The sequence below is a fragment of the Rothia sp. HMSC072B03 genome, from assembly GCF_001809565.1.
Classification (GTDB): domain Bacteria; phylum Actinomycetota; class Actinomycetes; order Actinomycetales; family Micrococcaceae; genus Rothia; species Rothia mucilaginosa_A.
Genome location: NZ_KV797969.1, coordinates 101,254 through 113,318, shown reverse-complemented (window position 1 = coordinate 113,318; position 12,065 = coordinate 101,254). Strand labels below are relative to the sequence as shown.

The 12,065-nt window shown below is 61.2% G+C and carries 12 protein-coding genes; 3 read left to right on the top strand and 9 right to left on the bottom strand.

What is annotated here, in order from left to right; genetic code table 11:
- Positions 1-104 precede the first annotated feature (104 nt).
- A complete protein-coding gene (locus HMPREF2630_RS03885; protein WP_070483482.1) occupies positions 105-1,514 on the bottom strand; it encodes an FAD-dependent oxidoreductase in 1,410 nt (469 codons plus the stop codon).
- 218 nt (positions 1,515-1,732) lie between these two features.
- Positions 1,733-2,362, bottom strand: a complete 630-nt coding sequence (locus HMPREF2630_RS03880; protein ID WP_070483480.1) for an NAD(P)-dependent oxidoreductase — start codon at positions 2,360-2,362, stop codon at positions 1,733-1,735.
- Positions 2,363-2,474: 112 nt separating this feature from the next.
- On the opposite strand from HMPREF2630_RS03880, the gene HMPREF2630_RS03875 reads away from it, so the two are divergent.
- A complete protein-coding gene (locus HMPREF2630_RS03875) occupies positions 2,475-2,822 on the top strand; it encodes a winged helix-turn-helix transcriptional regulator (protein ID WP_070483478.1) in 348 nt (115 codons plus the stop codon).
- A gap of 328 nt (positions 2,823-3,150) precedes the next feature.
- On the opposite strand, the gene HMPREF2630_RS03865 is transcribed toward HMPREF2630_RS03875, so the two are convergent.
- The 3 genes from HMPREF2630_RS03865 to HMPREF2630_RS03855 are packed head-to-tail and all read right to left on the bottom strand — an operon-like array spanning position 3,151 to position 5,511.
- On the bottom strand, positions 3,151-3,987 hold the full coding sequence (locus HMPREF2630_RS03865) for an alpha/beta fold hydrolase (RefSeq protein ID WP_070483475.1): 837 nt from the start codon (positions 3,985-3,987) through the stop codon (positions 3,151-3,153).
- A 27-nt stretch (positions 3,988-4,014) separates the two neighbouring features.
- Entirely contained in the window at positions 4,015-5,019 is a 1,005-nt protein-coding gene (locus HMPREF2630_RS03860) for an NADP-dependent oxidoreductase (RefSeq protein ID WP_070483473.1), read from the bottom strand.
- A gap of 57 nt (positions 5,020-5,076) precedes the next feature.
- Positions 5,077-5,511, bottom strand: a complete 435-nt coding sequence (locus HMPREF2630_RS03855; RefSeq protein ID WP_070483472.1) for an Rrf2 family transcriptional regulator — start codon at positions 5,509-5,511, stop codon at positions 5,077-5,079.
- Positions 5,512-5,731: 220 nt separating this feature from the next.
- Here HMPREF2630_RS03855 and HMPREF2630_RS03850 point away from each other — a divergent pair, with 220 nt between their 5' ends.
- Positions 5,732-6,247 carry a mycothiol transferase gene (locus tag HMPREF2630_RS03850; protein WP_070483470.1) on the top strand — a complete coding sequence of 172 codons (516 nt, stop codon included), beginning with the start codon at positions 5,732-5,734 and terminating at the stop codon, positions 6,245-6,247.
- Positions 6,248-6,350: 103 nt separating this feature from the next.
- Here the strand turns inward: HMPREF2630_RS03850 and rlmC are convergent, their stop codons facing one another.
- The 4 genes from rlmC to HMPREF2630_RS03830 all read right to left on the bottom strand — a co-directional run bounded on the left by rlmC (position 6,351) and on the right by HMPREF2630_RS03830 (position 11,182).
- Positions 6,351-7,484: a 23S rRNA (uracil(747)-C(5))-methyltransferase RlmC gene (rlmC, locus tag HMPREF2630_RS03845; RefSeq protein WP_070483468.1), complete on the bottom strand. Its 1,134-nt coding sequence runs from the start codon at positions 7,482-7,484 to the stop codon at positions 6,351-6,353.
- Positions 7,485-8,128: 644 nt separating this feature from the next.
- Positions 8,129-9,751 carry a chaperonin GroEL gene (groL, locus tag HMPREF2630_RS03840; protein ID WP_070483466.1) on the bottom strand — a complete coding sequence of 541 codons (1,623 nt, stop codon included), beginning with the start codon at positions 9,749-9,751 and terminating at the stop codon, positions 8,129-8,131.
- A 344-nt stretch (positions 9,752-10,095) separates the two neighbouring features.
- A complete protein-coding gene (locus HMPREF2630_RS03835; protein ID WP_049331512.1) occupies positions 10,096-10,680 on the bottom strand; it encodes a LytR C-terminal domain-containing protein in 585 nt (194 codons plus the stop codon).
- A 157-nt stretch (positions 10,681-10,837) separates the two neighbouring features.
- Positions 10,838-11,182, bottom strand: a complete 345-nt coding sequence (locus tag HMPREF2630_RS03830) for a DUF3263 domain-containing protein (RefSeq protein WP_070483463.1) — start codon at positions 11,180-11,182, stop codon at positions 10,838-10,840.
- Between the two features lie 164 nt (positions 11,183-11,346).
- Here HMPREF2630_RS03830 and HMPREF2630_RS03825 point away from each other — a divergent pair, with 164 nt between their 5' ends.
- Positions 11,347-12,018 (top strand): uracil-DNA glycosylase, encoded by a 672-nt coding sequence (locus tag HMPREF2630_RS03825; protein WP_065423968.1) that lies wholly within the window; start codon positions 11,347-11,349, stop codon positions 12,016-12,018.
- Positions 12,019-12,065 lie beyond the last annotated feature (47 nt).

The window sequence follows — 12,065 nt, the reverse complement described above, 5'->3', positions numbered from 1 at the left end:
ACCCGCACCCCCGTTGACAGCACAACGGGCGGAACGGGCAGGGAAGCACTCGGACAAGCAGAAACGCTATACAACCCGCGAATTCAGCCGCGATTCTAGTTCAACTAGTTCACGGGCGCCGCGACGGCAAGAACCTCATTCAGACCCTCAGTGATCGAGGGGTGAGTGTAAATCTCATCGCGCAGCTGCGAAGCAGTAATGCCGTGGCGCATCGCCAGAGCCACCAGGTTAATAACCTCCATGGACTCGATTACCAGCAGCTGGGCACCCAGAATCTGGTCGGTCTGCGCGTCAATCACGAACTTCATGATGCCGCGCGGGTTCTCCTGGGTCTTCGCACGCGGCATCGCGGCAACCGCGGCAACCGGCTTCGAAGCGACCTTCACCTTGTGGCCCGCCTCGATTGCCTCACGCTCGGTCAGGCCCACGGAAGACAGCGGCGGGTTCATGTAAATGGTCGAAGCCACTGCCTTGCGGTCCTTGGTGGAGCGGGAACCGTCACCCACCAGCTGGGAGAGCACCACGCGGTAGTCATCCAGGGAGATGTAGGTGAACTGCGGGCCGCCGTTCACGTCACCGAGCGCGAAGATGTTCGGCACGGTGCTACGCAGGTGCTCATCCACGACAATTGCACCGCGGTCGTTGGTTTCGATGCTGGTGTTCTCCAGACCCAGCCCCTCGGTGGCGGGCTTGCGGCCGGTCGCAACCATCACGTAGTCCACCTCCAGCTGCTGGGCAGCGCCCTCGGAGTCGAGGTAGGTCACGGTCACCGAGTCAGCGCCGTCCTTGAAGGACTGCACGCGCACGCCGGTGTGAGCGGTAATGCCCTGGTCTGCGATAATCTCGCGGGCAACCTGGGCAACATCCTCGTCGTAGCGGCCGAAGAGGGCGGGTGCACCGTCCAGAATGGTCACCTCGGTACCGTAGGAGGAGAAAATACCGGCAAACTCAATGCCGATGGGGCCGCCACCGATAATGCCCAGACGCTTGGGGCGCGGGGTGAGCTTCTGCAACTCAGTGGAGGTGAGCACACGCTCAGATTCGCGGATACCCTCAATCGGCGGGATAACCGACACGGCACCGGTGTTGACGATGAAGTAGTCGGCGGTAACGCGCAGGGTGTCCTCGCCCGCGGTGACCTCAACCTCGGTGTCGGAGACGAAACGTGCGTGACCGTCAATGAGCTTAGCGGTCTCGTTGGACAGCAGGATCTCGCGGTTCTTGGCGCGCATCATGCCGGTCAGCTTGTCACGGAAAACCACGGCGGATTCGTAGGCGGCGTTTGCCTCCTCGATGGTGCGCTCGCCGCTGGCGCGGAACTCGTCGGCGCGGTGTACGAGCGCCTTGGTGGGTACACAACCGATGTTGATGCAGGTGCCGCCGTACATGTTTGAGGACTGCTCGATGAGGGCAACGTTCTTGCCGGTCTCGGCGTATGCTCCGGCGAGGGTCTTGCCGCCCTTGCCGAAGCCAATGACGACCATGTCAAAGTGCAACTGAGCGGGGGTGGTCATAATATTCTCCTGTGAATTTTAGATGATGATGTCTTCACAGAGTTCAACGGAAAGAAATGAGTATTATTCCCGCGCGCCACATTTTTTCTTGACGCTGCGCTGGGGGTGCCTACCTTTTCCAGGCAGCCTAAAAAAAGAGCCTTTATGTGAATAAAGCGGGATTTCCAACGCTATATTCACATAAAGGCTCTTTTTACACCCAGCAGCAGGGGTGTAAGCTAGCGCGACACCACGCTTACGCGCTCGCGCTGATGCTCCCCCGACTCAATAAGGTCAAGCACGGCGACCGCAAAATCCGCATAGCTAATTTCACTCTGCCCGGCGGCATTCATCGTCAGCACATCGCCTGCCAACTGGTATTCACCCGTGCGCTCACCATCAGGGTTAAACACCAGGGCCGGGCTCATGTAGGTCCAGGCAACATCCTCACGGATGCGCAGCGCATCATACGCCTGCGCCATCGCGGTAGCCAGCGGTTTGAATTCTTCGGGCATAGCGGGCGAGTCTACAAGCCGCTGATCCGTGGTCGAGTCGGGGTAGAGGCTACCGGCGCTGCCGATAACGAGCAGACGAGTTTGGGTGCCGCTGAGTGCCTCTGCAAGATGGACCAGGTGGTCCTTGTGCAGGTGCAGACTCTCGGGAGTCCACGCGCCGAAGGCGTCTACCACTGCATCGAACCCCGACAGGTCGTTGCGAGTGAGCGCGAAAACGTCCTTAATGAGGGTGTGCTGCGCCTGGGTGGGCTGTTCGGACCGCATGATAGCGGTAACTTCATGCCCGCGTTCGGTGGCTTCACGCACGACGAGAGTACCGGCTTTACCGTTTGCACCGATGACTGCGATTTTCATGTTTCCTCCACGATAAACGTTGTATTCTTAGGACGTATTCAACGCTACCGACGCGATAAACACCCGTCAATACGGCACTTTAACGTGCCCCAGTTACCCCAAGGAAACCATTGTGACGGACCAGTACCTTTACCAAAACGCTAAGCTGCCGCAGTGCCCCGTCGAAACCACTCTGGAGGTTATTTCAACGCGCTGGGGCGCTCTGATTGTGCGTGATCTGCTCAACGGGCCCCTGCGGTATAAGGAGCTTCAGCGCTCGCTTGGCGATATTTCGCAGAAGGTGCTCACCGAAAATCTACGCCAGCTTGAGGCTCGCGGAATCCTCACCCGCACCGTCTACGAGCAGGTGCCGCTACGTGTGGAGTATAAGCTGACCGAGCTGGGGCAGAGCATGCGCACCCTGTTCGATGCGCTGTGGGCGTGGGGCGAGCACTACCAGGAGGTCGTTGCGCTGAGTTAGTTGTGGAAGAACGGCGGCGACGGTGAGCGTCATTGCACCGGTTGGCCTTGGCGCCCTTGCCGAAGCCGATGACAACCATATCAAAGTGCAGCTAAGCGGGGGTGGTCATAGTATTCTCCTATGGAATTTTGATGATGTCTTCGCAGGGTTCAACGAGGGTGCGGGCGTATTATTTCCGGGTGCCGGTTTTCTTTGGGGCAGGCTCAGGCGATGGGGTATAAGGTGAGGCCCCCGCCGCAGGGGGCGCGGCAGGGGCCTCAAAGTAGGTTTTATGGGTGATATTTTGGCGGATTACTTGCCGTATTCGCCCATGTCAGTGGCCGGGACTCTAGCTTTCCAGGAACTTTAGCAGGTCCTCAGCGAACTCATCTGCGTACTGGAAGAGAGCACCATGACCGGAACGGTGGTACATCTTCAGCTCGCTCTGGGGAACCTTGCGGTGCATATCGTAGGAGTTGACGCTGGGCACCATCATGTCGGTTTCACCATTAGCAATGAAGGTGGGCTGGGCAATGTACGCCATATCGTCCTGCGGCGGCTTGCCCCAGCGGCGAATAGCCACCAGCTGACGCAGGAAGCCGACAACCTTCATCGGGGCACCGCGGTGCGCCTCGGTGCGGGCATCCATGCGGTCCAGCACGCGCTGCGCCTCAATGCCGCCCTGTGCGTCGTGGGTGTAGAAGATGTAGCGCTTGGGGCTAATCTTCTCGCGGGCTGCACGCGCCATGTAGCCGAAGGTGGTTCCGGTGACGGCGTCGATTCCAGCGCTGCCGCGCGGGCCGGTACCGACCAGCACCAGGCGGTTGATGAGGGCTGGGTAGGCGCGCACAACTTCCTGGGCAATCATGCCGCCCATGGACAGGCCCAGCAGGTTGACCTTCTGGTAGCCGAGGGCCTGAATAATTTCTGTTGCCTGGTGAGCCATACCGGGGATGGTGGTCGCAACAGAGCCTTCGCTGGAACCCACGCCGGGCAGGTCCATCACGATCAGGTGCTGGCGCTCAGCGAGCAGATCAAGCAGCTTGGGGTCCCAGTCATCCATGGTGGCGGCGAGGTGCACGAGCATGACCAGGGGGATGTCCGAGTTACCTTCGCCGAGTTCTCGGTAGGCAATCTTCTGGTTGTTGACGGTGATGTAGCGGGTGGGAGTTTCGAGGTAAGACATGATTCTTCTTTTCGTTGAGTGAGGCGCTTATGCGGCGAAGGAGATGACGGTCTTGCCGTTGGAGCGGCCGTTAGCGACCTTGTCCAGGGCGGCGTTGACGTCTTCGAAGGGGAAGACAGCATCGATGGAGGGCTTAATCTGACGCTCAGCGAAGATGTCAGCAACCTGCTGCAACTGCGCGCCGTTAGATTCGACGAAGATGAAGTGGTAAGTCACGCCGTACTTCTGCGCCTTGCGGTCCATGGTGCGACCTGCCGCGCCGAAGAGCAGCTGCTTCCAGAAGGGCATGCCCATGCGCTGTGCGAATGCCTTGTTGGGCATGCCGCGCAGAGAGACGAGCTGACCGCCGGGCACCATGATGCTCATCTGCTTTTCAGTCTCGTCACCACCGAGGGTGTCGAGCACATAGTCGATACCGCTGAGGGTTTCAGCGTAGTTTTCGGTCTTGTAGTCGATGAAGCGGTCAGCACCAAGACCCAACACGCGCTCCTTACCGGAGGCGCTACCGTTAGTGATGACGGTCAGGCCCTTTGCCTTTGCCAGGGGAATTGCCATGGCACCCACGCCGCCGGTACCACCGGAGATGAAGATGGTCTTGCCGGGCTGGGCTCCCATCAGGTCGAATGCCTGCATGACGGTCAGGGCGGTCAGGGGAACGCCCGCCGCTTCTTCGTCGCTGAGGTATTCGGGTACGCGAGCCAGGGCGGCCGCATCCACGGCTACGTATTCTGCGAAAGCACCGATGCTGTTCAGCGGCAGACGGGCGAAGACGCGCTCGCCGACCTTGAAGGAGGTGACGCCTTCACCGAGGGCTTCTACGCGGCCGACGATTTCGTTGCCTGCGATCTGGGGCAGGGCGTAGGGGGTGATGAGCTTGACTTCACCGCGAGAAATCATGTTGTCGAGGGGGTTGACGCCTGCGGTGCTGACCTTGACGAGTACCTGCTGTGCGCCGGGGCGGGGTGCGGGTACGTCGGTGACGGTGAGGGCGATGTTGTTCTTGTTATAAGAAACGATCTGTGCTGCCTTCATGGGGGTCCTTTCGGGTGTGGTGTTATTCGGTAAGTTCTGGTGTCGTATTTGAGCCGGTTATGCGGGAGGGGTTTTTCCTGCCGCGGTGTAGAGGTTCGTGATGACGTTGCGCAGGCTTTGCTGTGCGAGGTCTTGAGCCAGGTGCCGCTGGGTTTCTTCGAAGATGGGGTTGACCGCCTGGAGGATGTGGGCGCCGACCGGGCATTCTTCGTTCGCGTTGTGGTGCGTGTGGAAGAGGTTAATGCTGCGGCTTTCCTGGACGGCGAGGTAGATGTCGAGGAGGCTAATGTTCTCTACCGGGCGGGTGAGCTGGTAGCCGGGTTTGCCGCGCTGGGAGCTGAGGATGTCTGCCTTTTTGAGAAGGGTGATGATTTTGCGGATGTAGCTGGCGTTGGTGCCGACGCTACGCGCGAGGTCTTCGGAGCTGAGCGTTTTTTCGCTTTCGCTGATCATCGTTAGGACGTGTAGTGCTACCGAGAATTTGGTGTCCATGTCCCCTCCTGGGTCGTGTGCCGCGTACCTTAGTTGTATCCGTATCGGGTACAAGTACAACTATGACAGCAAAAACTTACACCGTCAAGTTTTATATCTACGACGTGCGCCATAAACACAAAGGCCCTTCCCTCCTTCCACAGCCGCCCCTCAGCCCGCGCGGGCGTAGACTGAAACTACCCGGCTCCCTGCGAGAAGCCATCATCTTCAGGAGGATTCCATGAAAACCCACGACATTCTGCGTGACGCCGCCAGCCGCCCCGGCATCGAAGCCGCCGTAGCCGTCAAGGGACTCTCACCCGAGGCGTTGAACGCGCATCCTGGTGGTCACCCGAACTCGATTGCGTGGCTACTCTGGCACGCCGGACGACAGATGGACATGCAGCTTTCCGCCCTGAACGGTCAGCCGCAGGTCTGGGAGGCGCAGGGCTTCAGGGAACGCTTCAACCTGGGCGAGCTCGGCGACACCATGGGTTACGGCCACACCGCCGAGCAGGCACGCTCCATCGTGGTGGAGGATTCTGCGCTTCTGGTGCAGTACCTTGTGGCGACCGGCGAGGCGCTCGCGGACTACGCGGCGACGCTGAGCGAGGCTGATTTGAGTGAGATTATTGACCGTTCGTGGACTCCCGCGGTGACTCGCGGTGTGCGCCTGGTCAGCATGATTGACGACGCGGCGCAGCACGTGGGTCAGGCGGCGTATGCGGCGGGTATCCTCGCAGCACAGAATTCGTAGTGCAGGGCTAGAATTTCACGCCCGATAGAAGGCACAAAAAGGCGGTGGCGCTTCGGATACAACCATCCGAGGTGCCACCGCTCATACGTCTAAAAGCCACTAACTACTGCCTCTGCAGTAGCACCATCACCTCATAGTGGTCTGTATGAGGGAACATGTCCAGCACACGACCCTGCACCGGCGCATACGAGGGCATACGCGCCAGGTCCTTCGCCAAAGTCACCGCGTTACAGCTCGAATACACCACACGGTCAATACCCGGACCCTCAATCCACGCACACAAGCTCTCACCAATACCGCGACGCGGCGGGTTCACCACCAGCATCTGCGGCACCGTGCCCGAAGACACCGCAAACTCCGGTGCATCCTGAGCCGAAAAGTCCACGCCCTCCAGCCCATACTCGGCCACCGTACGCTGCGCCGAGGCGACCGCCTCCGCACTAATCTCAATGCCCGTCACCGAGCCGCCATCCATCACCGAAGCGGCATGCAGGGCAAAACCACCCACACCGCAGTACAGGTCCCACAGCGAGCGCGGAGCCACCTCACGCACCCACTCGCGGCCCTGCGCGTACATCGCCTCAGCGACCTTCGTATTCGTCTGGAAGAAGCTCTGCGGGCGCAGATGCAGGGTCAGGTCGTTCACCTGCATCGGCAGGGTCTGACGCTCCGAAAGGATAATCTCCTCATCCCCCTCAACGCGCGCCACCGGCTCACGCAGCAGGTTCACCGACAGCACCGCCAGGTTCGGCAGCCGCTCCTGCAGCCAGTCCATCTGGCGGCGAATCGGCACCAGAAGCTTCTTCGAACGCAACACAAAACGCACCATCAGCTCACCCGCCGCCGAAGCCGTCACCAGAATATTCTTCAGCTCACCGCGACGATTCGGAATGTCATAAGGGGTCAGGTCTGCGCGCCGAATCAGCTCGCGCAGCACCGGAATAGCCGCCTGAATCGGCTCCATATAGAGCGGGCATTCGCCAAGATCCGTGGATGCGCCCGTACGGTAATCCACAATGCCGAGGGTCGGGTTCTTCGCCGAACCACCCACCACGAGCTTCGCCTTGTTGCGGAAGCCCGCCTCCGCACTGGTCACCGGGTCCAGCCACTGCAGCTGCGGGTACGCGGCAAGCAGGGCGCGGGCGTGCTCCTGCTTCGCCTGCACCTGCGCGGTGTAGGCGGTCTCAATGCTGGGGCAGGAGGAGCAGAGGTCTTCACGAAAATAGGCACATTCCATAGGGGCACCATTTTACCGCCTCCACGAGCCGGCACGCCGCCGGCCTGTCACACACGAGCGCTTAGGAGCGCGAAGGACCCGATGGCCGAGTCCCGGGGGTCCCGGGGCGACGATTTACTTTCAATACCGACCGATACGACCCCACCGAAAGCACGGAGAGCCCTGAAAAAACCGACAGCACGCCAAGAAAGCCCAGGCACGAGGCAACGGCTCCGGCAGAAAAGACAGAGCCGATGGATCCAACCGAGAATACCGAGCCAATCGAAAACACCGAGTTCACGGAGCCAATACTGCAGAACGAGTTCACCGACCCGATGCTCAGAATCGATCCCCGCGAGCCGATGCTCTTCACGCTCCGGTTGGTGCAGTCCGGGGCCTGTGAAAGATGAGAGGAAGACGTGGTGTGAGAGCTCATGTTCTCAGCATATCGCTTGCCCCCTCCTCGCCTCGCAAACGCCTATCTGAGATACCGCCAAATTGGAACAGAAAAAGCGGGGGTGGCCACCCATCATGGGTAGCCGCCCCCGCCTCATACGGATGCGTGTACCTGCGCCGGTTTGAGTACCAGCGCTAGGTCGCCACCGTGTCACGCTTCGCGTGCCACGGATTCCATAACTTTTTGCCCCATCGGGGACAAAAAGTTATTACATCATTCCTCCCATGGCGTCCGCACCGGGAGCAGCCGCGCCGGCGGGCTCCGGCTTGTTCGCAACAACAGCCTCAGTGGTCAGGAACAGACCAGCAATAGACGCAGCGTTCTGCAGAGCCGAACGGGTCACCTTCACCGGGTCAGCAATACCAGCAGCCATCAGGTCCTCGTACTCGCCGGTCGCAGCGTTCAGACCGGTACCAGCAGGCAGGGAACGAACGCGGTCAACCACAACGCCCGGCTCCAGGCCAGCGTTAGCAGCGATCTGCTTCAGCGGTGCGTCAATAGCCACGCGCACAATGTTCGCGCCGGTTGCCTCATCGCCGGTCAGCTCCAGCTTGTCGAAGACCTTCACACCGGCCTGAATCAGAGCAACGCCACCACCGGGGACGATACCCTCCTCAACAGCAGCCTTAGCGTTACGCACAGCATCCTCGATGCGGTGCTTGCGCTCCTTCAGCTCAACCTCGGTTGCGGCACCAGCCTTCAGCACAGCAACACCACCGGCGAGCTTAGCCAGGCGCTCCTGCAGCTTCTCACGGTCGTAGTCGGAGTCAGAGTTAGCGATCTCTGCGCGAATCTGAGCCACGCGACCCTCGATAGCTGCTGCGTCGCCTGCACCCTCGATGATGGTGGTCTCGTCCTTGGTCACAACGACCTTGCGGGCGGTACCGAGCATGTCCAGGGTTGCTGCGTCCAGGGACAGGCCAACCTCTTCGGTAATGACCTGGCCACCGGTCAGGATGGCGATATCGGCCATCTGAGCCTTACGGCGGTCACCGAAGCCCGGAGCCTTCACGGCCACGGACTTGATGGAGCCGCGCATCTTGTTCAGCACCAGCAGAGCCAGAGCCTCACCCTCAACGTCCTCAGCGATAATCAGCAGCGGCTTGCCGGACTGCATGACCTTCTCCAGGACGGGGACGAGGTCCTTAACGTTCGAAATCTTCTGGTTCACAACCAGGATGTAGGGGTCCTCCAGGACGGCTTCCTGACGCTCCGGGTCGGTCACAAAGTAACCGGACAGGAAGCCCTTGTCGAAGCGCATACCCTCGGTCAGCTCCAGGTGCAGGCCGAAAGTGTTGGAGTCCTCAACGGTGATGACGCCTTCCTTGCCGACCTTCTCCATAGCCTCAGCAATGAGCTTGCCAATCTCTGCGTCGCCAGCGGAAATCGAAGCGGTTGCGGCGATCTCTTCCTCGGTCTCAACTTCCTTCGCGGAGGAGAGCAGAGCCTCGGTCACAGCCTCAACAGCCTTCTCAATGCCGCGCTTGAGGCTCAGCGGGTCAGCGCCAGCAGCCACGTTGCGCAGGCCCTCGCGGACCAGCGCCTGAGCCAGAACGGTAGCGGTGGTGGTACCGTCACCGGCAATGTCGTCAGTCTTCTTGGCAACTTCCTTGACGAGCTCCGCACCAATCTTCTCGTACGGATCCTCCAGCTCGATTTCCTTCGCGATCGAGACACCGTCGTTGGTGATGGTGGGGGCGCCCCACGCCTTCTCCAGCACAACGTTGCGGCCGCGGGGGCCGAGGGTCACCTTCACTGCATCGGCGAGGGTGTTCAAACCGCGCTCAAGGCCGCGGCGTGCCTCTTCGTCAAAAGCAATGAGCTTTGCCATAAGTGTCCTCCTGAACGATAGGATTTTCTCCTGCATCCCGCTGGGATGCGGTACGTCTAAAATTGGGGCCCGGACCCTGGCGCGTGTAACTCACGCGCGCCATGCAGGGCGCCCAAATGCTACATCAATTGTGGCACCCGCACCGGCAGGGGGCAAACGTTTAAGCCCAAGGTTGAAGGGTTAATCGCCCAGTGCTTAATCTGCGCTCACCCAACCCGCCGTCGGGGGCCTCAACGCCCTCTCGACGGGGGACGTTAAAGCATCAACCCCACCCGGTACCTGATTGGAATTGCACGAGTGGGGTCGGTGAAAGTTTGTCATGACAAAGCGGCAGAGGCGGGAGCCTAGCCGGTGTAATCGGAGGCCAGAACCACAATCACCTCGTGGTTGCCCATCGGCACGGCGGAGGTCGCCTGGCGCACCTGGGAAATGTCCAGGGCCGCGGCGATGCTCTGCGCCTGCGCCTGGTAGCCCTCCGCGTAGTAGACCACACTGGTCGCCGGAGCCGCGCCGGTGTAGTTGGCGGTCTCATTGACGGTGTAGTTGCTCAGCAGAGCCGCCGCGCTCGAGGCGCTACCGGCCGGGGCAGACGCGTTAAACACGCCCACCGAAATGCTGTCCACCAGGCCCGTCTTCGAGGGGGTGGCCGAGGCCGTCGCGGACGCAGAGGCAGAAGCGGAGGTAGCGGATGCCGAGGAACGGGCCGAAGCAGAGCTCGACGCGGACTTCTGCGCCGAGTACTCGGGCGAAGCCGTGCGCGGGGCATAAATGTACATGGCGGCACCCACCAGCAGGCCGACCACGCCGGCGGCAACCAGCGGAATAGCACCCTTCGGGCTCTTTGCGGGATCGGCGTTGACCGCGCGGTAGGTTCCGCGGCGCGCGGTCTTCTCGTCCACCTCATCAAACTCGTCGCGGGGATAGCTCATGGTCTCCTCAATTCACGGGTACTTCATCGCGGTGGTCCGCGCGGTGCTTCTTCGAGGTAGCGCGGCGGATGACTCGGCGCTCCCTGTACCTAGAGTACCGTCTCGGGCAAGCGGAACCAACGCGGGCACGCACTGCAAAGCGTCACGCCAGGATTGACTAGTCGGCGTCACGACGGGCGCGCAGTGCATCCACGAGTCGCGGAGCCGCCTCGCGCACGCGCTCGTCGTCCAGCATGACGTTCAGCATCTGGTAGTAGGCAATCGGGGTGAATCCGAGGGCTTTAATGGCCTTCTCTTTGGAACCCTGATGCTTGAATCCTCGGCGTTCCAGGGCCAGGATGCGCCGCTCGAGCGGGTTCAGCCCGTCGTTCAGCTCATCCGATTGAGTCTCAGCACGGACGGGGGTCTCGGCCGAGGTTTCAGCCGGACTTTCGGTCTTTCCCGGAGTTTTGTTCTCCGGGGTTTCGGACTGCACGGCTTCGGTGTGTTCCTGCTCCGACATATTCCCTCCTCATTCTGTCTGCGGCGTACCATCGCGGCCGACATTGCCACCGCGAGTATTCGTCTTCCCTTAGTCTAGAGGAGAGCCTCAGTCTAGAGGAGAAGCAAACGTCGCGCGCCCGGCACCGAGAAACCAGCCGGGCCGCCCCAGCCCGAGGAGTACGCTTGAACCAGCCCCTGAACACCATCATGAGCGAGGACTGGGCCGCGGCCCTCGCCCCGGTCGAAGAGCAGATTCACGCCATGGGGGATTTCCTGCGCGCCGAGCACGCCGCCGGCTACCGAACCTTCCCGCCGTCCGGTGATATCTTCAACGCTTTCCGCCGCCCAATGAGCGAGGTTAAGGTTCTTATCATCGGGCAGGACCCCTACCCCACCCCCGGCAACGCCATGGGTCTGTCCTTCTCGGTGCATCGCGGCATGCCCGTGCCCCGCTCGCTCACCAATATCTACAAGGAGCTGCAGGACGACCTGGGCATCGCTCCCGCCGAGCACGGCGACCTGTCCTGCTGGGCCGACGAGGGCGTCATGCTCCTGAACAGGGTGCTTTCCGTGCGCGAGTCCGATGCCGGTTCGCACCGCGGCAAGGGCTGGGAAGAGATTACCGAGTGCGCTATCCGTGCCCTGGTGGCGCGCAATCAGCCGCTCGTGGGTCTGCTCTGGGGTGCGGATGCACGCAAGTGCGCGCCCATGCTGAAGCCGTACCCGAGCGTGGAGTCGGCGCATCCCTCGCCCCTTTCGGCGCGACGGGGCTTCTTCGGTTCCCGCCCCTTCTCCACAGTGAATTCCCTGCTCGTGCAGCAGGGGGCCGAGCCGGTGGACTGGACCGTGCGCTAGAGCCTTCAAAGATAGCGTGGCGGCCCGTGAACTGAGGTTCACGGGCC

What these genes read in the sequence shown, in the direction of transcription:
- HMPREF2630_RS03885 (WP_070483482.1), bottom strand. Translation starts at nt 1,514, where the DNA reads ATGACCACCCCCGCTCAGTTGCACTTTGACATGGTCGTCATTGGCTTC.
- HMPREF2630_RS03880 (WP_070483480.1), bottom strand. Translation starts at nt 2,362, where the DNA reads ATGAAAATCGCAGTCATCGGTGCAAACGGTAAAGCCGGTACTCTCGTC.
- HMPREF2630_RS03865 (WP_070483475.1), bottom strand. Translation starts at nt 3,987, where the DNA reads ATGTCTTACCTCGAAACTCCCACCCGCTACATCACCGTCAACAACCAG.
- HMPREF2630_RS03860 (WP_070483473.1), bottom strand. Translation starts at nt 5,019, where the DNA reads ATGAAGGCAGCACAGATCGTTTCTTATAACAAGAACAACATCGCCCTC.
- HMPREF2630_RS03855 (WP_070483472.1), bottom strand. Translation starts at nt 5,511, where the DNA reads ATGGACACCAAATTCTCGGTAGCACTACACGTCCTAACGATGATCAGC.
- HMPREF2630_RS03850 (WP_070483470.1), top strand. Translation starts at nt 5,732, where the DNA reads ATGAAAACCCACGACATTCTGCGTGACGCCGCCAGCCGCCCCGGCATC.
- rlmC (WP_070483468.1), bottom strand. Translation starts at nt 7,484, where the DNA reads ATGGAATGTGCCTATTTTCGTGAAGACCTCTGCTCCTCCTGCCCCAGC.
- groL (WP_070483466.1), bottom strand. Translation starts at nt 9,751, where the DNA reads ATGGCAAAGCTCATTGCTTTTGACGAAGAGGCACGCCGCGGCCTTGAG.
- HMPREF2630_RS03835 (WP_049331512.1), bottom strand. Translation starts at nt 10,680, where the DNA reads ATGAGCTATCCCCGCGACGAGTTTGATGAGGTGGACGAGAAGACCGCG.
- HMPREF2630_RS03830 (WP_070483463.1), bottom strand. Translation starts at nt 11,182, where the DNA reads ATGTCGGAGCAGGAACACACCGAAGCCGTGCAGTCCGAAACCCCGGAG.